Annotated in this window: 17 protein-coding genes and 1 pseudogene; 4 read left to right on the top strand and 14 right to left on the bottom strand. The window is 47.5% G+C overall.

The genetic code is table 11. The annotated features are described in order from the left end of the window. Positions 1 to 29 precede the first annotated feature (29 nt). The 8 genes from NSS79_RS03765 to NSS79_RS03730 form a co-directional block, all read right to left on the bottom strand. On the bottom strand, positions 30 to 1,754 hold the full coding sequence (locus NSS79_RS03765; RefSeq protein WP_342438332.1) for an ABC transporter ATP-binding protein: 1,725 nt from the start codon (positions 1,752 to 1,754) through the stop codon (positions 30 to 32). Beyond that, a complete protein-coding gene (locus NSS79_RS03760; RefSeq protein ID WP_342438331.1) occupies positions 1,751 to 3,484 on the bottom strand; it encodes an ABC transporter ATP-binding protein in 1,734 nt (577 codons plus the stop codon). The genes NSS79_RS03765 and NSS79_RS03760 overlap by 4 nt, the downstream gene beginning before the upstream one ends. Before the next feature lie 154 nt (positions 3,485 to 3,638). Further along, entirely contained in the window at positions 3,639 to 5,360 is a 1,722-nt protein-coding gene (locus NSS79_RS03755) for a helix-turn-helix domain-containing protein (RefSeq protein WP_342438330.1), read from the bottom strand. A 30-nt stretch (positions 5,361 to 5,390) separates the two neighbouring features. Beyond that, positions 5,391 to 6,167, bottom strand: a complete 777-nt coding sequence (locus tag NSS79_RS03750; protein ID WP_342438329.1) for an IucA/IucC family C-terminal-domain containing protein — start codon at positions 6,165 to 6,167, stop codon at positions 5,391 to 5,393. A gap of 1 nt (position 6,168) precedes the next feature. After that, positions 6,169 to 7,245 (bottom strand): iron-siderophore ABC transporter substrate-binding protein, encoded by a 1,077-nt coding sequence (locus tag NSS79_RS03745; RefSeq protein ID WP_342438328.1) that lies wholly within the window; start codon positions 7,243 to 7,245, stop codon positions 6,169 to 6,171. A 259-nt stretch (positions 7,246 to 7,504) separates the two neighbouring features. After that, positions 7,505 to 8,665, bottom strand: coding sequence for a cobalamin-independent methionine synthase II family protein (locus tag NSS79_RS03740; RefSeq protein WP_342438327.1), 1,161 nt, complete (start codon positions 8,663 to 8,665; stop codon positions 7,505 to 7,507). A 178-nt stretch (positions 8,666 to 8,843) separates the two neighbouring features. Further along, on the bottom strand, positions 8,844 to 9,209 hold the full coding sequence (locus tag NSS79_RS03735) for a hypothetical protein (protein WP_342438326.1): 366 nt from the start codon (positions 9,207 to 9,209) through the stop codon (positions 8,844 to 8,846). A gap of 96 nt (positions 9,210 to 9,305) precedes the next feature. Continuing rightward, positions 9,306 to 10,037, bottom strand: a complete 732-nt coding sequence (locus tag NSS79_RS03730) for a type II CAAX endopeptidase family protein (protein WP_341089746.1) — start codon at positions 10,035 to 10,037, stop codon at positions 9,306 to 9,308. Positions 10,038 to 10,196: 159 nt separating this feature from the next. Here NSS79_RS03730 and NSS79_RS03725 point away from each other — a divergent pair. Further along, positions 10,197 to 10,417: pseudogene (locus NSS79_RS03725) on the top strand (IS630 family transposase); the annotation flags it as partial. Here the strand turns inward: NSS79_RS03725 and NSS79_RS03720 are convergent. Further along, entirely contained in the window at positions 10,413 to 10,724 is a 312-nt protein-coding gene (locus tag NSS79_RS03720; RefSeq protein WP_038585821.1) for a YbjQ family protein, read from the bottom strand. The pseudogene NSS79_RS03725 and the gene NSS79_RS03720 sit on opposite strands and share 5 nt — an antisense overlap. A gap of 291 nt (positions 10,725 to 11,015) precedes the next feature. Between NSS79_RS03720 and NSS79_RS03715 the strand changes: the two genes are divergently transcribed. Both NSS79_RS03715 and NSS79_RS03710 read left to right on the top strand, forming a co-directional pair. Further along, entirely contained in the window at positions 11,016 to 11,750 is a 735-nt protein-coding gene (locus NSS79_RS03715) for a response regulator transcription factor (RefSeq protein WP_340894897.1), read from the top strand. Further along, entirely contained in the window at positions 11,747 to 13,486 is a 1,740-nt protein-coding gene (locus NSS79_RS03710) for a HAMP domain-containing sensor histidine kinase (RefSeq protein WP_342438325.1), read from the top strand. The genes NSS79_RS03715 and NSS79_RS03710 overlap by 4 nt, the downstream gene beginning before the upstream one ends. 304 nt (positions 13,487 to 13,790) lie before the next feature. Here the strand turns inward: NSS79_RS03710 and NSS79_RS03705 are convergent, their stop codons facing one another. The 5 genes from NSS79_RS03705 to NSS79_RS03685 all read right to left on the bottom strand — a co-directional run bounded on the left by NSS79_RS03705 (position 13,791) and on the right by NSS79_RS03685 (position 19,787). Further along, complete coding sequence (locus tag NSS79_RS03705; RefSeq protein ID WP_342438324.1) at positions 13,791 to 14,183, bottom strand: hypothetical protein; 393 nt, start codon at positions 14,181 to 14,183, stop codon at positions 13,791 to 13,793. A 6-nt stretch (positions 14,184 to 14,189) separates the two neighbouring features. After that, on the bottom strand, positions 14,190 to 16,205 hold the full coding sequence (locus tag NSS79_RS03700; protein WP_342438323.1) for a restriction endonuclease-like protein: 2,016 nt from the start codon (positions 16,203 to 16,205) through the stop codon (positions 14,190 to 14,192). Continuing rightward, complete coding sequence (locus NSS79_RS03695; protein ID WP_342438322.1) at positions 16,177 to 18,366, bottom strand: AAA family ATPase; 2,190 nt, start codon at positions 18,364 to 18,366, stop codon at positions 16,177 to 16,179. The genes NSS79_RS03700 and NSS79_RS03695 overlap by 29 nt, the downstream gene beginning before the upstream one ends. A gap of 34 nt (positions 18,367 to 18,400) precedes the next feature. Further along, complete coding sequence (locus NSS79_RS03690; protein ID WP_342438321.1) at positions 18,401 to 19,099, bottom strand: nuclease-related domain-containing protein; 699 nt, start codon at positions 19,097 to 19,099, stop codon at positions 18,401 to 18,403. 187 nt (positions 19,100 to 19,286) lie between these two features. Next, the gene (locus NSS79_RS03685) at positions 19,287 to 19,787 is read right to left on the bottom strand and encodes a hypothetical protein (protein ID WP_342438320.1); all 501 of its coding nucleotides are present in this window, start codon (positions 19,785 to 19,787) and stop codon (positions 19,287 to 19,289) included. A gap of 151 nt (positions 19,788 to 19,938) precedes the next feature. Between NSS79_RS03685 and NSS79_RS03680 the strand changes: the two genes are divergently transcribed. Further along, positions 19,939 to 20,187 carry a helix-turn-helix transcriptional regulator gene (locus tag NSS79_RS03680; RefSeq protein WP_342438319.1) on the top strand — a complete coding sequence of 83 codons (249 nt, stop codon included), beginning with the start codon at positions 19,939 to 19,941 and terminating at the stop codon, positions 20,185 to 20,187. Positions 20,188 to 20,488 lie beyond the last annotated feature (301 nt).

Raw genomic sequence — 20,488 nt, 5'->3', positions numbered from 1 at the left:
CTATTACTTAAGCTTCTATTTCCCTTAAATTAACCTGCCATATACTGACTTTGGAAAAGCAAATCATAGGTTTCGTTGCTGTTATATAGGTTGTCATGGGTATCGAAAGCTACCATCCTGCCATCTTTTAGAACCATTACCTTGTCGCAGTCCAGAATAGTAGATAAACGATGAGCAATGGAAATCATGGTTTTCCCCGACGAAAGGCTCTTGAGTTCTGTAATGATGTCATTCTCATTTTCGTTGTCAAGAGCGCTGGTACTTTCGTCAAAAATGATGATGTCCCTGTCCTGTAAAAAAGCACGGGCAATCGATAAGCGCTGTCTCTGGCCTCCTGAAAGCTGTACACCTTTTTCTCCGATTATCGTATCCAATTTATTCTGCAAGGTTTCAATGAAGTCGTAAATACTAGCTCTGCGGCAGCACTCTATCAATTCTGCATCGGTTGCATCGGCCTTTGCCAGCAATAAGTTTTCTCTGATCGTCATATTGAAAAGAACGGGTTCCTGCACAACTATACTAACTTTTTCTGACACGCTCTCGCTGTTCACCGTATAGATATCAATGCCGCCAATCTGTACAGTCCCCCCTTGCGGGTTAATCTGCCCGGTCAGCAGTTTTGCAATTGTAGACTTGCCGCTGCCGCTTTCTCCCACGATGGCCAGATGTTCACCCTTACTCACGGAGAATGAAATACCGTCAAGAGCAAATGATTCGTTCCCCTCATAGGTAAATCTCAGATTTTCAACGTTTAGATCTGTCCCGTCAATTTTCTTATAGGGCCTCTTGCCTGCTTCTAAATTTAATATCTCGATCACTTTTCCGATGTTCACCGAATCATTCTTATAATTCATCATGGAATTACTAATGCTCTCTATGTACCCGAAGAACTGCCCGTAAAAGCTGATAAAAACGAGCAGCACACCGACTTGTGAGTAGCCCTTAATTACAAATAATCCGCCAATAAAATAGATAAACAGCTGGGTAATGAAGTTTTTCGTGAAGAATGAATAGGTAATCCCCAGATGCAAATAGAGCTGGTTGAGAAACCAAATATGCCTTATTTTCTTGTAGTGTCCGTTTAATTCATCCAATTGTGCGTCTTCAAGGTTGTTGGTCTTAACATCCTTCCAGTTCTGAAAATTCGAGTGTAGGAAGGATTCATATTTAATTTGCAGCTTCCATAGTTCCTCTCCGGTTGTCTTCGTTTTACCTCCCAAAAAATTAACCGTAAATAAAGAGACCGGAACAAAAACAAAACTGAGGAGCGCGATTCGCCAGTCGTAGCATAACAAAATAACCGCCAGCGCAACAGCATAAACGACATAGTAAATAAAATCTAATATATGGGTCGTAAAAAATTTTCCGGCGACAGTGGAATCGTTTTCAAGCCGGCTTCTAACGTCGCCAATGCTGTATTTGCTATACACATCATTATCAAGGCTGATATACTTTTTCAGCAGTTTATTCTTGATTCTCACATCATATTTCAGGATTAACCGGTTTGAGAACCGCTTACTGACTGCAATCCCGATTGTCGTGAACAGGAAAACAGCCAGATAACCGCTGATGACCGGCCACAGCTCGTTCATATTCTTATCTACTAAAACGCGATTAACCAAAAACGAGTACAAGAACAGAGGGATAAGACCGAAAATTAAGTTCCACAGCTTGAAAAATCCCAGCGCAATCAACGGCTTGTTAATACCGTCTATATCCCGGGTTAATGCCTTAAATGTGTCCAATCGTTTCATACAGCTTCACCTCCTAAACACTGTTCGCTGAATAAGTCTATATACGTTTTATTGTTTCTAATCAGTACGTCGTGAGTATCAAAGCCTTTGACAACGCCATCCGCTAAAACCGCGATTTTATCACAGCTTTTAATGGTGGAAAAACGGTGGGCAATGATAATAAGCGTCCGATCTTGTGACATCTCACTCATCATGTTCCGGATAAGCGCTTCGTTCTTGCTGTCGAGGAATGCTGTGGCTTCGTCGAAGACCAGAATCTTAGGATTCTTGACAAGTATCCTTGCGATAGCCAGACGCTGCTTCTGTCCGCCGGATAATTCTTGCCCTTCAGTCCCAAGCAGCGTGTCCAGTCCGTCAGGGAATGTCAGGACAACATCATAAAGTGCGGCTTTCTTAATAGCTTCCATTAATACGTCATCATTATCCTTGTTGTTGGTAAATGAAAGATTGTAACGCAGGGTATTATCGTAAAGGATGGTCTCCTGATGGACAATCCCCACCTGGCTCCGCAAGCTATGCAGGTTATACTCATTGACATTCATTCCGTCGATCAGAAGCTCGCCGCTGTCAACGTTATATAGATTGTAGAGCAGGTTCCCCATCGTTGTTTTACCTGCGCCGCTTTTTCCGACAATGCCAATCGTGCTTCCTGCATCCACGCGGAGATTGAATCCGTTCAGAATAGGTCTATCTTCGGTGTATCCAAAGGTGACATTGTTAAATTCAATCTTGCCCTCCTTTATTTGTTTTGGAGGATGGTTTTCTTTGTAATCTTCTTCCTCTTCATTCAATATATCCACGACACGTTGTAAGGAGACGGTCTGTCCCCAGACATCGACAATTTTGCTGTTGATGGAGCTGAAGTAGTTCACGGCTATATTGAAATAGCTTATGGCGGCTACAAAAACGCCGAGCTGCATTTGGCCCTTAACGATGAAATAGGCGCAGATCACAAATATCAACAGCTGTGCGATAAGTGTGATGAACGAATTAAGCCTTTCTGTCGTCACTTCGATTCTTCCGTTTTCTACGTTCATTTTATTGATGGATGTCGTTTTTCTTAAATAAACGCTCCTTACTTTTTTACTTGCGTTAAGGATTTTTATCTCCCGCAAATTTTTCACAATCTCAAATAAGTAAGAGGATAGTTTACCCTGTTCCGCTGCAATGTCTTTGTTGACCTTCTGCGCTCTTGCCTTGAAATATTTTGAGGTAAAAAACACGACGGGAACCAGCACGACCGTAAAAGCCCCCAGAAATATATTGTAGTAAAACATGAAGCAGACAGCGAATAGGATATGCAGAAAGTTGGAGTATCCCCAAAGTCCGCTCCAGAAAATGAGATTCATAATATCCGCGGCGTCGTGGTTCATTCGGCTGATCATATCTCCGCTGTACATCCCGGAGAGGTCTTTTCCTTTTTTATGTAATATCTTTTTGAAAAGAGCCCGCCGTATATCAAAGACAAAACCCGTCATCAATTGCGAGGAAATGAGATTGTTTAACGTCGCAACGACAAACTGATTGAAAATAAGTATGCCGGCATAGATTAAGCACAAATTCAAAAAGGCGCTCATGTCTTTATCATAAAAAGCGATATTGATGATTTTCCCGTTTAGGAACGGATAAATAAGATTGATCATCGTCATTAATGTAGTGATTATGAATCCGCATACAAGTACCCATTTGTGCATCAGCATAAATTTAGTGACCCATTGCCTTTTTGTCATAAACCCACCGCTTTCCATATATTCACAAATGGTATCATAGCACAAATGTTCGTATGTGAGAAGCTCAAAAACACCTGCCAATGACAGGTGCTTGTGAATGAATAACAAATTTATTCCGTGGCTCCGCACTAAGCTGAGGTTCCTTGGCTGCCGCTCAGGCCAGCAGGGCGCGGGCCACCTGATCCACAATGCAATTGATGCCTGTCGGTCCATAGCAGCCGATCCATGTAGCGGCATCCACCGGATATATATGCTGCCGCCTGTCTGCATCCAGCATGCCCCAGACGTTTTGCTCTGTCACAGATATTCCCTCCTGCATCATCTCGTTGCTAAGCAAAAAGTAGTGGTTAGCATGCACAGCCGGTAGTCTGTCGACTGAAATATGATAAGCCGTATCGGAGGTGTCTGCGACAAATAGCGGAGCAGGCAGACCAAGGTCCCGGTACAGCACGGCGCCTGTGCGATGAGAGGCAGTATGTACCCGAACCACTGACTCACGCGGGCGGATCAGAGCCACGCTCTTCCCCGCCAGTACCGGGGCAAGTTCTTCTGACAGTAATGCCGTCCGGCGAATGTAATCCGTAATAATACGTTCCGCCTCCGCCCGCTTGCCCGTCAGTTCGCCGAACAGGCTCAGAATTCTCTGCCAGCTCTCATTACGCTTAAACATTATAGTTGGAGCAATCCGGCTTAAGCGTTCATAGTGCTGAGCATGCACCTCGGTACAGATAATCAAATCCGGCTGCAGCCGTTCCACAGCCTGCAGGTCCGGGTACTCATAGGTTCCGAGCATTTCCGTTGCCTTAAGCCTGTCCCTGATATATGGGGGGAAATTTAAAGCCGCACTGCCTAGTCCTACACTTCCTGCCGGTAGCATCTCAAGCGCAAGCAAATGGTCAGCATATTGAACGTCGAGTACGGCAATCCGCCGCGGAGAGGCGGTAACGCGATATTCGCCTCGCATATGGCATATCACCGGTCCCTGCAGCGACTCGTACCAGCAGGCCAAGCGGTCCGGCAGCCCGGAACAAGCGGAGAGCGCACCGGTCCCGGAAGCGGCAGTGCGCCTGTAGAGCTGTGGGGGAACTCCATAATATTTCTTGAACGCTCTGCTGAAGTAATACATGTCGTGGTAGCCTGTTCTTTCAGCGATTTCGCCGATGGGAGCGTCCGTATGACGCAGCATCCGCTCTGCATTCTCCATCCGCAGCTGGATCACATATTCCATCGGTCCGAGCAGCTTCTCCTGTTTGAACCGCCGCTGCAGCTGTCTCGCGCCGCAGCCGGCAAGCGCAGCCAGCTCTTTAAGCTTCAGCTCCTGACGATAATGCCCCGCTATATAGGCAGCGACAACATCCACCATGTCCGGCTCTGCGCCGCCCCGGCCGCGTTCATGCTCCATAATAAGTTCATACAGCACTCCTTGCAGCAGCGCATTGGCATGGAAACGTTCCAGTCCCTCTCCCCGACCCCATTTGGCTACGATCTTGTCCGCCGCCTGATGCAGCTCCGCCGGGAGCACAGGATAGTGAACAAACGAAGTGCGCAGCGGGTGATTACGCTGCGGGAACAGAACATGGGCGGCTCCCGTCATAGGAATTGCCTTGTAGATAATAACGGTATAATGAATGTTTTCTGATCCGGCAGTCAAAGTAAAAGCTGATCCCTTGACAGCGTGACAAGCAAAAGAGGCCCGGATATGGCAAACCTCACCATTCATCACAAGCCCCCCTTCCCCGCCGCCTGCCAGCAGCAACAGATTGGCTGCCAATCCCGTTTCGCTCATAACACCGCCGGGCGGCAAAGTACCGCTGCGCACGTCAAGCGTCTTGATTGTCGTATCACTCCATAAACTTGCCTGCTCTTGCAGCGGCATTCCTCTCATCTCCTGACAATGTTTCTATTGTCATTTTAATTGAGATTCATTCTCATTGTCAATTTTCGGACACTTTACGCAATATTCTCCTGACATCCGGTAATAAAAGCAGCAGGTGATACGCTTGTTCTTCGCAACCTGAACCCGATCATTGTTCTCTGTAAAACGGGTAAACGGATTCCGCCTTTCGCCAAACAGTTGCCCGGGGGCCGTCCGGGTCAGGAACGTAAAATCTGCATGTATCCGCTGCCTTTCTTGTCTGGATTCGTCTGCTCCAGGAGAATACAGCGGAGCAATACGCACCATAATATTCTCCCAAAGCACCGCTGTAGAGACGGGGCCAATGGCGGCAAGCGTCTGCAGCAGCGGCGCAAGTCTTACCGCAAAAATCTCCTCTACGACCTCTTCCCGCCACACTTCCCTGTCTTCCGGTGGCGACGCTGCCCGAAGTCCGTTCAGCGCCAGGAAAGGAAAAGGCGTATCCACTTTAAAAGCCGGGGAAGCCGGATGATAAAGGAAGCTGTTGTCCAGCGGGAAGGAGACTTCCCGATTATGAAAGGTCATAGCGGTCAGAAGCGGCGCGATCCACAGATAGCCGATCCGCTTGGCCAGCATGGAAGCGGCAACCTGCATATCCGGCGCGCCGATATAATCCTTAAGCCAGCTTACATATTCACGGCATGCAGCTTCTTCATACAACTGGCTCAGAGCAATAGTACGGACGCTGCCTTTAGGCGGCTCACCTAGCCACAGCCGGTATTCTTCCGCCATTTGCTTCCAGGAGACAGACGACAGATAGTTGTCCATTTCAATGCGATCCCAGCAGCGCTTCCGAGGCCTGATCTACGATAATGTTGAGAGCAATGGGACCATAGTAAGCGATCCAGAGCGTTGAATTCACGTTATATGCACGGTTATTCTTGACTGCATCAAGAGATTTCCATACCGGACTGCTCGACAGAGCCTCTGCCTCTTTGGCAAACAATTCATCCGACAGCAGGAAATAGTGATCTGCTCCGATATCAGCGACTCTCTCCATCGAAATTTCAACGGAGGTGTCATCTTTAATCTCCTGAACGAATGCAGGGACATTTAACCCCAAATCCTCATAAAGAATGCTTCCAGTCCGATGCTCGGGACCATGTACCCGAATACCTTCCGGTCTCGGGCGAATCAGCGCTACCGTTTCGTCGCCCAGCTTCGCCGACAGTTTCTCCCGCAGTCCGACGATTTTGTCCTCGTAAGCCTGACGCACTACCTCCGCCTCCGCCTGCTTGCCTGTTATCGTACCGATGGTAGCCAACGTATCCCGCCAATCCTCGTAGAAGTCGAGTACTATTGTAGGCGCAATTTTACTGACGCTGTCATATACCTGCTCCTGAAAGTCGGTCATCAATATAAGATCCGGATTCAACGCCACAATAGCCTCAAGATTGGGCTCATCGCGTGTACCGAGGACCTTCACCTCACCCAGTTGGTCGCTTAAATATTCTGGAAACTTGGCGTCCTTCCCTCCAGCCACAACGCTGCCTGCCGGGTGCTCACCAATCGCTATCAATTGATCGACAAATTTCACATCAAGCGCAGCAATCACCTTCGGTTTCCCGGTCAGCGTATATTCGCCCTTCATGTGCTGGATGGTAACCGGGAAGGCTGCAGCAGCCTGCGCCTCCGGCGATGTCTGAGCCTGTGTTTCCGACGCTGGAGACGGCTCGGCTGAAGCTGCAGCAGACGATTGTGCGGCTGTGCCTGCATTGGTGCCCCCTCCATTGCCGCAAGCCGTCAGCACAAGTACCAGTGCCAGCATCCATACCATTAATGGTCCACATTTTCGGGCGGCGTTTATCCTGCTGCCGGTTGCCTGCCTCTTTGTTGCTCTGTTCATGCTGACTCCCCCTTTTGTATGATAATGATTTTCATTATCATATTATATAAAGCGAGTATAATCGATCCACACACTTCGTTTCCATGTACTTTTGCGACATTGCAGCCGGATTAATGCGACATTGTGTTCCATAGGAGCATGCTTCCTTTTACACAGTATCCCTTCGGGATTCCGATAATCCAATATAAAAAGACTGCCGACAATATCTTCGACAGTCTTAAGGAAGGGGACCTGCTCCCCTCTTTAACTAAGTTAAATATTAATTACCCCAATATTGCTGGGCAATCTGTTGTCCTTGATTAATCTTCGCCCACTGTTCATCTTCCGTTAATTCATTGCCGCCATCACAGGACGCAAACCCGCATTGATGAGAAAGTAATAATCTATCCTTATCAATAATTTTCGAGGCTTCATCAAGCATTTGAACTACACGGGCCTCATCGTCGAGCGTATTGGTCTTAGAAGACAACAATCCAAGTACAATTTCCGTTTCAGGCTTATCTTTGAACACCGCAAGCGCCTCAAGGGAGCCTGCACGATCATCATCCCATTCCAGGAAAAAGCGGTCGTATTTCAGCTGCTTCAAGAACAGATTAGCAATTTTGGCATAGGAGCCACCACCCATATTACGGGAATCATAGTTACCACGGCAGTTATGAGTCCACATTTTGAGGCCTAAGCTATGACCAAAATCAATGATTGTATTGTTAATGTCAATAAATTCTGTAGCTAGAGCCTGTACTTCCTCTTGATTGATATTCTCGCCGGTATACGGAGAGTTCGGGTTATCATCTGCAAATAGCTCCCATAAGCAATCGTCGAATTGAAGAATTTGTCCTCCAGCAGCAGCAAAATCCGCAACAAATTCCTTATAAGCCTTAACCAGACCGTCTTTAAGCTCATGTCTGTCCTTATAAACCGCTTCTGTGCCGCCAATGTTATCCGACCACGATAGCTCACCAAAAATATGGGATGGAGAAGGTACGCACAGTTTGGTTTCCCGGTCGCCAGCAAGGGCTTGAAGTTTCTTAAATACATCAATAAAATGATGGTTCTTCCCACCTAATTCACCTGTGATGCGCAAACCAATATCTTTTCGAGTCTCATATTTTGAAGCCCCATCTGTATCTCTGAAAAAATATCCATGATCCGCTATATAGCGGCTAATTCCTTGGAAGCCCCAGACAAAGTCCAAATGCCACATAGATTTAGAATGTTCTCCATCCGTAAGAATGGACAACCCATTATTAATTTCTTTATCGACTACAGCCTGAATCGCCTCAGCTTCACACTGCTCATACCCTTGGAAATCTTGGTAAAAGGGGTAACTGATATCATCCCGATGTTCAATCTGATGTTTATATTCTAATAAATTCGACGGACGCAACAGGCTGCCTACGATTTGAAATCTATTGCACATGTAAAATCCTCCTCATATTAACCACATGTCTTTCTCTAATGGTTAGATTCTAGCATGGAGGATTATTATCTACATAACACTTAAAAGTAATATCTGGTTATAGTTAAAAGGTATAATGAGGGTCTAAGCTTTCTAAGGTTATCAAATAAATAGCTATTATAGCCTTCTTAAAGGCGAACTATATAAACAACAACCCGAACTTAGAAAAGTTCTCTATTAATGTTTCATATTTCATCCACATTTCTCCCAGTGAATTCAGAATGATTCCATGTATCTTAACAGTCAAAATAGCCTTACCTATTGTTATCATTATAGCATTCTCTATTGTAAAATATGCAGTTGTGCAAGATTCTGTCTGAGCTTCTCCACATCCGCGAATTCCGCGAGTTGGATTGAACTCCTTGTAAATTTGAGCCATTGGAGACTTCGCATATTTCTCGTCGATTAAAGGCTTTTTAAATTGTGCCTCCGGATTATCCCAGCCAAATTGTTCATGCAAGCCATATAGATAAATTCTCCCTGCACGCCCGACGATGATGAGCACTACATCTATGCTAAAACGCTACGATCATAGACAGCCACGGTCGCGCGCAGCTAACCGAGCTGTTTGTCTCTGCCACGATGTCTCATGAAATTAGATCTATAGCGTAGAATAGTAGAGAAGATTGAGGCCGTTATACACGATATGCACCACGACCCCGGGCCAGATGGAACCCGTCTTACGGAACAGTATACCATTCAGGATGCCGACCATGAATGCGTCGAACAGGATGACGTTGAATCCATGAACGACGCCGAAGATCGCAGCGCTGCCAACCACGCCGGCCCATGCTCCGTAACGGTTCAGCGCATTGGCAATAACGCCACGGAATACAAACTCCTCGCCGAGCGGCGTGAGGATAGCGCCAGTGATAAGCAGAACGAAGAGTGAGAGCGCACCGCCTTGCGCCGCCGTCTGGAAGTCCGCTTGGTTGTTCAGCTCGGTGATGAAGTGAAAATACACCCCCTCTATAACGAAGCATCCGCCGAACGCGACAACACCGAGGCCGGCTCCCACAAGCAGCCATTTCCGTTCGACCGCCCGGAAACCGAAAGCGCGCAGATCGCGAACCCGCAGGGCGTAGGCTGCGAACAAGGCGGCGAGGCCAACGAGACCATTGCCTACACCCCCGATGTTAATTCGCAAGATGGCTTGCTCGTCAGGGATTTGCGCCATCCAAAGACCGAGCATAACAATGCCGATCAGATAGAGACCCAGTGCAGTTAGGGTCTCTGGCCAGCCAGGTCGGGCTTGGGGCATAGTGGACGTGGAAGAGCTAATTACCTCCATGAGTTCCTTTTCAGTTTCAGACAATTTTTGAACATTTTTCACGGGTGTACACCTCTTTGCATCGTTATGCGTAGATAACGACTTATTTAGTATATAAGTTGATACGCTAGAGATTTCAGAGATTATCGGCAGAACGGAACGAACGGTCTATAAATATTTGCGACTGACGAAGGAACAGCAAGAACAACTGAAGCAGACCATCGTATCACCTATACGCTAGCTGCGGTGGATGAAATCAAGCAACAAGCCTTCACAGAAGTAACTTTTCCTACTTTGAAATAAGGTGAATGGACGAGAAAATCGCTCACTTGCTCTTCAAAGATGAGTCGATGATCCGCGATTACCAAGCGCTTCAGCATACGTGGTTTCTCAAAGGCAAGCAACGTGTCATCCAGACAACAGGCAAACATCGTGGTGTTAAACGATCACGGCCGTCCCGCTTACGGCAACCATCAGCATGCCATCACGAATGACTTCATAATCAATGTCGACTCCGACAATCGTATTAGCTCCCATCCCTGAAGCTTTCTGAGTCATCTCAGCAAATGCCGTATCTCTCGCTTCCTGAAGCTTGCCCTCGTAAGCGCCCGAACGCCCCCCTACGAGGTCGGTAATCGAAGCCTTGAAGTCTCTGAATACGTTGGCTCCTATAATGACTTCACCGGTGGCAATGCCCAGATACTGCCTTATCGGGGAACCTTCAATAGTTGATGTAGTGGTTATAATCATAATTTATCCTCCTCAATTGGCCTGGCTATAGGGTAATACTTTTGTTGCTGTTTTCCGCTTCAGGCCCCAACCGGCCTTTTTCGGACGACATGAATACAACAAGAGCGGCGGTGACTAGGGACGATCTTCTCATAAACCAATCCTTTGTATGTTCGAATAGCTTTCTCACCCCTATCCTACCAGCCCCAATGAAACAGAACCTAAACGGATAGACAAACATCAGCTTAATTTCACTCCCGCCGTTTAGGTTCTGTTAAAGTGATTATGCTACTATGGAAATGGGTGAAAACAATGACAAATCTATCCGATTTTAAAATCGCAATCGTCGACGACGAGCCTTCGATTGTCACGATGCTGCAAATGGTGCTTCGCAGGGAAGGGTTTCATCAGCTGTACACGGCTTCCACCTGTGCGGAAGCTCTCGATTTAGCGAAGCGTGAAGCCCCCGATATCCTCCTGCTCGACATCATGCTCCCCGACGGCAGCGGCCTGGAGCTCTGCTCCAAGCTCCGCAAATACGGGAATCCGCATATTTTGTTTCTGACGGCCAAGGCTTCCGATCTCGATGTCCTGCGAGGCTTCGCTATGGGCGGGGACGATTATATCACGAAGCCCTTCAATCCTCTGGAGGTGGCCGCAAGAATTCAGGCACGCATACGCCGGCTGGAGCCAGAAACCTCGACGTCCAGTCCGGCGAAACGGCCCGATCCGGGGATTTATCGGTTTGGCCGCTTCACCGTCAACGAGGTGGAGGGCGAACTAATCGTGGAGGGACAGCCAGTTCCTTGCCCCGCGCAGGAGTTCCAGCTGCTGCTGCACTTCTGTAAGTTTCCCGGCATCGTATTTTCCAAAACACAGCTCTACGACAAGGTTTGGGGGATCAACGGACAGGGCGATGATTCGACGGTAATGGTGCATATCCGGCGCATCCGAGAGCGGATCGAGATCGACCCCGGTAATCCGAAGCTGCTGCTTACCGTACGCGGGCTTGGCTACAAGCTGGTGAAGGAGCCGCAGGAGCGATGAAGATCCAACAGCGCATGGCCTTCCACTTCACGTATCAATTGATTTTTTATGCCCTGCTTATGGTGGCTATTACTCTGGTTGCCTGCATCTTGTTTTTCCAGAACATGACGAGTAATGAGATACGCCGCAACTTTCCGGTTGGCGTCCTGCAACAGATCGCTCAAGAAGCTCATTACAAGGACGGGACGATTCAGATCTCCCCTGAGTGGGATAAGCTCATCGAGGAAAAAGGCATGTGGCTACAGGTTGTCAGTGCCGAAGGAGAGGTGATCTACGCCGTCAATACAACTCCGCATCATACGCTGCCGGCCTCCTACTCCATCGCTCAACTGCTCGATATCCAAGAGACACGGACGTTTGGGACGTACGCCGTACACACTCAGCTTAATTTTGCTTTCCAAGACCCGCTTCTGTATATGCTGGGCTATCCTAGTCCTGACCTTGACCAGCTCGTTGCCTGGTTTGATGCCTACGGGCAGCATGGAATCGTGCGTAGCGAAGCGGTTTCCCACTTGGACCGGCGGCTGCGCAAAACCGGCAGCTATCTGCAGGTGATCGACCCCGAGAGCCATATCGTACAAGGCATCGGCGATGAAGCATACGTGCAGAAGGCGTATCGACAGCTGGATATCCTGGCCATCCAGCAATCGCCCAGCAACTATGACACGAATATTGTCGCCCATCGGGACAAGCTGAGCGGAATGACGTGGATTCTCTATACACCCCATGCAGCGGGAGCCCCTCTGAAGCATCCTGTGATGGAAAAGGCAACGCGTGGACTCGTCCGGATTACAGTTCTGATCCTGCTCTTGGCGCTGCCGATCTCCATCTGGCATGGCTACCGCTACGGTCAGCCGCTGATTCTGTTCGCAGGCTGGTTCGAACGTATGGGCCGGGGACAGTACGACCAGGTACTGACCGCCAAGGACATGCGCAAGGTATTCCGCCGCAACGGCATGATGCGCATCCGCTACAGGCTCTATAAGGAAGTGATTGAATCCTTCTATCAGATGACTCATCAATTGGCTCAGATCGAGAAGGAACGCGAGAGGCTGGAAAAGGCGCAAGCGGAGTCGATGTCAGGGATTTCCCACGATCTGCGCACGCCACTGGCCACAATTCAAGGTTATGGGTATATGCTGGAGAGCTTGCCTGAGCAATGGAGCCAAGAGGAGCTGCGCATCATGGGCTCGACGATCCGGGAAAAGGGGGATTATATGCTGGAGCTGATCTCCGACTTCTCATTGATTCATCAGCTCAAGCAGGGCGATTCGATCATGAAGTTTCGGGAGATCGACTTGGTTGAGCTGGTGCGCTGCTCCGTACTGAAGTACGTCAACGACGCCATGATGTCTGAGTATCAGTTTCACTATGTTGGGGAGGATTGTCCCTTGCTGATACAGGCCGATGAAACCTGGCTGATGCGGTTGATGGACAATTTGCTGTCCAACGCCGTGAAGCATAACCCGCCTGGCGTGATTGTCAACGTCTATGTTGGCAGGATGAACGACAAGGCATGCATAAGAGTAATCGATAATGGCAAAGGGATGGACGAGGAAACGCTGCATCATTTGTTCAATCGCTACTACCGGGGAACGAATTCCGATGAATCGACGGAAGGCTCCGGGCTCGGGATGAGCATCGCCAAAACCATCGTGGAAGCGCATAGCGGCGAAATCCAGGTAAAATCCAAAGTGTGGCAAGGCACGATAATTGAGATCTTATTGCCCAACTGAGCGTTTGGCTGGGAATGATTCTTCCCTGTGTAAACGCTCAGCTGAGCAAATTCAGGACACCACTCTTTCTCATCTCTAGGGGGAGACTGATCTGTAAGCATAATTGTAAGCGGCCCCCCCACCCATAAGCACGTATAATATCAAAAAAACTGCAGTCTCCAGTATGTACTCCCAACATTGAACACGATTCCACATGTGTGGAGTAAGCAGAGTCAACACATACAACAACAATTAACGGGAACGTGCAGCCATCACGGTAATCAGGAAGCTGCTGATTATCATGATGATTTGGCCTCCCGTTACTTCAAATATTCCGAACCTCCACAACCCTCCCTAAATCCACATACTGCTCATGATCCAGTTTCACCTTTACTTTACCCCTGCGGCGTTTCTTACGCCATTCGCGAATATCTTCCTCCGTTTCTAAACGGAGCTCTGCAATCTCCAAGGCCCGGTCCAGGATATACTTACTGGTATAGAGCACCGTATAAATCCCTTGTCCTCCCAGCAAGACAGGCGCCGCTAACCGCTGCCAGGCCTCAATCGTGAAGCGTATATACAGCTCTTCTTCTGTACCCGGGCGAGAAGGAACCTCCTTGATCTCCTTACGCCGCAGCACCTTCCAATCGGCTACTTTCCCAACCCAATGAATCCCCGTTTTCGCAGGATCATAGAATTTTTTTCTGGATTGGCACATTGCCACTTATTCGAGCTGAGTGAGGATCTTTACATCTGAAAGATTTTTTAATGGCATATGATAAAAAGCTTTCTGCAACGCCACCTCAACTTGCTCCGGTCCCCGTACAGAACCAACCAGCACATTCTTGCCCGCAAGCTGATTGGCATAGTATTCTCTCGTCCCCCGTGGACGTGTGGAGCGCTCAAAAGCTTTTTCCGGACTATCCCGGATAATCTCATCCAGGAATTGCTCCACCAAGCTTGTAGAATTCGGTAAGAATGGTAACGCGCCGATATTTAATAGCTCAATGCTTTTGTAAAAGTGGTGGGCTTTGTACCGCTCCTCATCCGGATAGGGAAACAACACATACGCCCCAAACATGCTTCGCTCATATTCCCCTGAGCCTTTTTCCTGATACACAATGGCGTCCCGATAGCGGTGCATCGTGTTGATGTCATCCTCTTCCGGCCCAGGCTGTCCATAAGTCCGATGATAGGAAGTCCCCTCATAAGCAGGGTTTAAGCGATACTTGGCATCGAAGACATACTTGTACTCTTTGATTGTGCCCGCATCCTTCTTCTTCAGGGTTAGCACATTATCCGGGCGCTGATTAAGCGTTGGGGTCTTGTCCGTTCCAGGAATCGTATTATAATACAGGATGAACTGCTCGCCATTGATTGGATTCTCATAGACCATCTTGGCGCTCTGCGAGCGATCCAGCGTAACAAAGATACCGTTCCGATTCACCTTAATAATATCCTGCTTCACCAGCTTATACTTCTGCCCCAGAAGCTGATTCAGCTTCAAGAAGCACCAATACTCATAGAGCTGAGCAACATCCTTCATAGATAAGCGGAACAGGTCGCCTTGGATAGACAGGCCTTTAAGCAGCATCAGATAACAGCGATAGACCTCGCGGTATCCAGGGGCCATCTGCAGCACAAGCGTAACGGACATCTGCTTCAGCACTCCAGCCTCACGCAAGAAATCCATTTTGAGCACCCGCTCCAGCTGGGTGAGCATGGCGTCTAACCTTTTGATAAGTAGTGGATCTGGGGTTCGGCTGTTCATCTTCCAGCGAGCCTTGAGCTCCTTCAGCTTCCCATGAATACGTTCCAGCATCCACCGTATGAACCGATTCTCATTAGTATCATAGGCTAGGCGTTTACGTGTCTCTATTAAGTGTGTGGCTGTGTAGTTTCGATTGCCGATGGTTAAGAATCCATGGTTCATGTCTTCTCTTAATCGTTCGGGATGCTTCGCGAGCTCGCGGATATTCTCTCTTCCTGCTTTTTTGACCCGATTGGCATCCACTAGTCGGCGATCCTGGAGCAGCGCGTAATTAGGATTCTTGTTAATCCGCTCGACGGCATCCAAGAGCTGTCTAAAGACATGCTGTAGTATGGTGAAGAACTCCGTCAGGCTCTGATGCTGAGTCTCCCGCAGGCCTGTTAGCTGGTAGGTTCGGCGCAGGAAATCAAAGGCCAAATTATAAATCTGTGCGTTTACTTCATCCAAAATATTCTGGTAATCCAGCTTGTAATCCATCTTGGAGGGGAAAATCTCCATTTCTACCCGCAGTAAAGTCTGTCCCGCGCTTCGGACCTCCCACTCCGTCAAACCAACCTCATTCCCAAAGTTCAGAACACCCGCAAGAATAGAGTCCCCTAGAGGCTTAACCGCCTGCCGAAGCAGCACATTCTCATGATAAAAAGAAAGGCTTTCCGCGCACTTGTTCTGGATAACCAGTTCATACGATTGTGTCTCATAAAAACAAGGAAATACCGACTCATTCGGCTGCCACTCCACCATCCCGCCCAGCTCAGGTGAGAAGACTTTGATCTGCACATTACCCAGCCGTTCAGAGCAATCTAGCCCAAGCTGTGCACTCACCCACTCCTGACTAGAAGAACGATGAAGCTGCAATGTCTCTACCGTAGGATGATAGGGCCGTCCTTGAAGAAAAAGCGTAAAAAGCTCCGTTTCTACACGGAGCAACTCGGCCGCCCCATTAAGAGAGCCAGAATGAGGTAAATCCATCTTCCTCCAGCCTCCTGAGCATAAAAGCCAATTTACGAGCACTTTGCGGATGTTTGGCCGTAGGCGGAGTTTGGCCAGCAGCCCATTTCATATAAAGTGGAGTAGCATCCTCTGTGAGTTCTTCAATATTTACCGTCACGCCAGCACCACTACCAATAGCACCCTTAATCAAGTTCAGCAGGACTCGGCGAACCGAGGAGTGGCTCCCTTGGATGCGCGGCAGTATCTTTTGCAGCAGCTGCCAGTCAAAGGCTTCTTCCTCACTCATCAGCTTGTACCGATCGTTATAAATCATATAGAAGCAAATCGCATCCCGCACCCGAAAGCCCACATGAGCATGAATATCCTCAAGCAAGGCATTGATCTTAACCAATCTTTCTGTCGTCCGGACAACGAGCTCTTTGTTGACATCGTAGGCATCAACTAGCTGCAAATAATCGGAGCGCAGAAAAAGATGATTCAGTTCGGCAGCATCAGGGCTATCACTAGCCTCTATCTGCTCACCCAAATCCGGATACTGCTCTAGATTGATGCAATTGAACTCTAGCGTGTTGGCACGGTCGAGTACTTTTTTGCTAAAAGGATGTGTGGTCTCGTCCATGTTCACCGTCCCGATCAAGAACACATTCTCCGGGATGCCAAGACTGCCATACTCCTCTTGATCCTCAAGCGTATCCAGCAAGGTAGGCGAGATAAGGTCCTGCGTAGTGATCCTTCCCTCCCGCCACTCCTGTGTTTCCAGCACACTTAACAGATCACTGAAATAATGCTCGACCCGGGCCAAATTCATCTCATCCAGGCAGATAAAATAAGGCTTATGCTGATTCTCCAGCTTCCGCGCATCCACGAACACCTTCGTAATCGGACCCGGTTGGAACCTGCCCGAGAGGTCCTTGTACCCCAGCAGATCCGCAGGATCACTCCAATCCGGCCGGACTGGGATCAAGGTAAACTGACCATTATCCCTCGTTGCTCCAAGCGCCTCCGCAAAGAGCTTCACTAGCCGAGTCTTCCCTGTGCCCGATATACCTGCCAGGATGACAAAAGGCTTGGCCTTCAGCGAGAGGTAGAAGTTCTCAATAAGGTGCTCAGGGAAGAAGAAGCCTTGGCGGCGGATGCGGGATTGGATTTGGTGGAGTAATGTTGTAATCGTAGAATCTGACGGCGGTAAAATAGGAATCACCTCATGCAAGCTCTCCGTATTGGAGGCAGCCTCATCTTGATCTAGAATGGTAAAATCAGGCCAATTCACTTCTGCCGTGAGCGACTGAAGTACTTGAAGTCCTTGTCTTGAAAAGCGGAACAAATATCCTTGATTCACACCGCCTCCAGAATGAAGCGGACCTTGGGTTAAGTTCAGTTGCATAATTTGCTGATTAAACTGTTGTAGCATAATAGGCGGAATGAGTTCCGCATACTTCGTCCGAACCAAGCGACCATCCTCTTGCCAACTCGTATTGGCCATAGAGCCTGGCTTGGGTGCTTCCACCGCCGCATCTGTTACCTGGCTAACATAACGAATAGCCTTATTCGAGTAATGAAGGATGATATCTCCTTGTTTAACTTCCTTCATCGTCTCCCAATGATACAGTTTTCGGCCTTGAGTATTCAGTAGGGGCGCCCACAGAATCTCATCTTCCTTCTCTGCTTGAATGGTAGTTCCCTGGTTTACCCACCATACATTAGGCTTCGACTTATACGTTATAAACTCTAAACGGTATTCGAAAGGAACTCCTGTCGCGAAGAAATCTATGTATTCTGCTTGATCTTCTGGAACGACAACCTGGGGTTTCTTCGCATCATCTGCTAGTTGATTCGTTCTCTCTTGCATAATGTAGGAATAGGAATGCTTGAAGGTTTCAATTAAAAAATCCTTCAACGTTTGATTTCCGTTATAGCGGAGTTGAAGAGCTTCTCGACTAACAGATACTTGATCACTTTTAACTAACGTAGTCTCATAGTTCCTATCTTCATAGATGAGCTTAACCTCTCGTCTATCACCTAGGTTAAGCTGTTGACCTTGATTAGCTTCCAAAAAATCCGGATGAAACTCAACTGGAATTTGCGTACCATCACGAAAGATCGAAAAGTCCACTTTCTTGCGGCCGATTAAGTTAGGGATCTCTGTGTCCTTCCACCAGCTTCGTAGTTGTTTAATCATTTCTGTTAACTCCCTTAGTCCAATGATAGGTAACTTACAGGTGTTTCTCTGTCTTTTGCTTTATTCTCTGTACATGAAGCTTGCGAATCTCGGCATCGGTGATATTAGCCTGAACCAAATAATCGTATATGGTTTGGGCCTGCGCCGCAGATATCGGAGGTTCAGGAGTTCCCGTTTTCAAGCTGATCAGCTTCCTAGAAATAAACTCACTTAGTTCCACATCATAGACAACCAGCTCGTCCGAATGGATCTTCCGAAGCTCGGGATCAATACTGAACCGACATCTCATCGTGAATGAAACTATTGAGATGAATTTTACTACAGCAACACCTTTTATCAGACTCTCGATGGCCTTTATATGCCCAAAGTTTTGCTTCAGCGGATTATACATCTTGTAACGATTGCTGACTGTCCATTGTTGGTCCGTTCGCCCACCTTTAATTTCACCATTGTAGTTTTTCGTCTCAATGACAAATAAGCAGTACTGGGAAATAACAATATGATCAATCTGGGTATAACCTGTTCGAGACTTGGGATTAGGGAGCAATAGATCGCTTAACGATTTACACTCCTTAGGTAGCTGATCAAGTTGGATATTAATTTTATGCTCGCCTAGCTCTCCAATTCGTGTGGCAGTAACCTTCGGTTTCGACTTAGGAGTTGGTGCCTTACGCACAGTCTGGGGCGGCTTAGGGTCTGATTTTTTGAAGAGAGATAATAACGCTTTAAACATAGCAAGACCTCGATATCAACTAGATTTACAATATGTATGGTAATTCGACAATATGGGAATGTATTCCTTCCAAACATGCACACAAGAAAAAAGGACTGTCGTATGGACAGCCCATTAATAAAGTATGCATTCATCACTCTTCGTTCTGATACCAAAGTACTTTTCAGCATATTCTGCAGGGCAAGTCTTAGTCCGTTAGAACTGAAGAGGCAGTACAGGTATTTGCAAGCTGCATGCCATCTTTAAGCCCTTGTAGATATAAGCGTTCATAAATAACAGCTTGCTTCAATTGAAGCTTGTCCTCCCAGTACTCAAACTCTGGCATATGTGCAATGTCCATGGACTCAAATAATGCTTGAAATGCTTTGCTCTCTTCTTCAAAGGGATGTCTAGGCTCAGACTGATGTTCGATCTGTGCGGTAACCTCATTCAATCGACTTTGTATCGTCTTTATAAACCATGCTGGAAAGCTCACCACATTCCCTCCAAGACTGAAAAGTTTAAAACGAACTGAAGTGGCATGTCCACTTTTTTCTTGATACATCTGATTAATGAGTTCATCCACCTTACGGCTCTGAGCCTGAACCGCTTCATTGCTGCTTAGCGGAATCCCCTGCTCCAATGATTTATTTCCGAGTTCATTCAGCTTGCGCTTCTCCTCCTCATAATTATGCGTAAGATGTTGCATCGCACCCTCTCCTTCCTGGGAAAGCTATATCTGTAGACGATGTACAGAAATTTTAATGCGTTTATCGGTTTATTTCATTTTAATTCGATATCCGCATTAAAACAACACCTACCTCGCATACAATTTGGTTAAATTGTGAGGTGACACGGAAATGAGACATCGCAAAGAGCCCCCAGGTGACAAAAACATCATTGGAACCCGAGTGGTAGTCATTAGAAAAGCTAAGCGAATGAAACAGAAAGAATTCCTTGCCAAGTTACAAACCTTCGGTTTAGACATCAGCCCGACCAGTTTATCGCGATTGGAGGGTCAACATAGGCTCGTGCAGGATTATGAGGTGGTTGCCATTGCGAAAGCGCTGGAGGTTTCTGTTGGGGAGTTGCTGGGGGAGGGGGATTGAAGGGATAGTGGGGATGACTCTTGTGCTGAAAGAGAGTTTAACAACTACCACAAAGTGCCAATGATGGACTTTGGTCTCATTCCTGCTCTTAAGATCTTGAGTAAAGTTCAAACGGAACCTCTCCAATTAAACATTGTGCAACTTATTTTTCTTGGAGATGACTCTCAGGTTGAAATTCGATAACCTTTTATAGCACGAAAAGACACAATCCAAATTGTTCATCCATCAATATTACATCATTAAATTAGTTCCTGTTAATCCACTCTCTTTCATTACACTTCCATTTACCAAAAAAACTCTT

The organism is Paenibacillus sp. FSL L8-0436, assembly GCF_038593025.1.
Classification (GTDB): Bacteria; Bacillota; Bacilli; order Paenibacillales; family Paenibacillaceae; genus Paenibacillus_AQ.
Note: the sequence above shows the minus strand (reverse complement) of the source record. Positions and strands in the feature narration are given on the sequence as shown.

Bases quoted from the DNA above. Each gene is read 5' to 3' on its own strand.
- NSS79_RS03765 (WP_342438332.1), bottom strand. From the start codon at position 1,754: ATGAAACGATTGGACACATTTAAGGCATTAACCCGGGATATAGACGGT.
- NSS79_RS03760 (WP_342438331.1), bottom strand. From the start codon at position 3,484: ATGACAAAAAGGCAATGGGTCACTAAATTTATGCTGATGCACAAATGG.
- NSS79_RS03755 (WP_342438330.1), bottom strand. From the start codon at position 5,360: ATGCCGCTGCAAGAGCAGGCAAGTTTATGGAGTGATACGACAATCAAG.
- NSS79_RS03750 (WP_342438329.1), bottom strand. From the start codon at position 6,167: ATGGACAACTATCTGTCGTCTGTCTCCTGGAAGCAAATGGCGGAAGAA.
- NSS79_RS03745 (WP_342438328.1), bottom strand. From the start codon at position 7,245: ATGAACAGAGCAACAAAGAGGCAGGCAACCGGCAGCAGGATAAACGCC.
- NSS79_RS03740 (WP_342438327.1), bottom strand. From the start codon at position 8,665: ATGTGCAATAGATTTCAAATCGTAGGCAGCCTGTTGCGTCCGTCGAAT.
- NSS79_RS03720 (WP_038585821.1), bottom strand. From the start codon at position 10,724: ATGATTATAACCACTACATCAACTATTGAAGGTTCCCCGATAAGGCAG.
- NSS79_RS03715 (WP_340894897.1), top strand. From the start codon at position 11,016: ATGACAAATCTATCCGATTTTAAAATCGCAATCGTCGACGACGAGCCT.
- NSS79_RS03710 (WP_342438325.1), top strand. From the start codon at position 11,747: ATGAAGATCCAACAGCGCATGGCCTTCCACTTCACGTATCAATTGATT.
- NSS79_RS03705 (WP_342438324.1), bottom strand. From the start codon at position 14,183: ATGTGCCAATCCAGAAAAAAATTCTATGATCCTGCGAAAACGGGGATT.
- NSS79_RS03700 (WP_342438323.1), bottom strand. From the start codon at position 16,205: ATGGATTTACCTCATTCTGGCTCTCTTAATGGGGCGGCCGAGTTGCTC.
- NSS79_RS03695 (WP_342438322.1), bottom strand. From the start codon at position 18,366: ATGATTAAACAACTACGAAGCTGGTGGAAGGACACAGAGATCCCTAAC.
- NSS79_RS03690 (WP_342438321.1), bottom strand. From the start codon at position 19,099: ATGTTTAAAGCGTTATTATCTCTCTTCAAAAAATCAGACCCTAAGCCG.
- NSS79_RS03685 (WP_342438320.1), bottom strand. From the start codon at position 19,787: ATGCAACATCTTACGCATAATTATGAGGAGGAGAAGCGCAAGCTGAAT.
- NSS79_RS03680 (WP_342438319.1), top strand. From the start codon at position 19,939: ATGAGACATCGCAAAGAGCCCCCAGGTGACAAAAACATCATTGGAACC.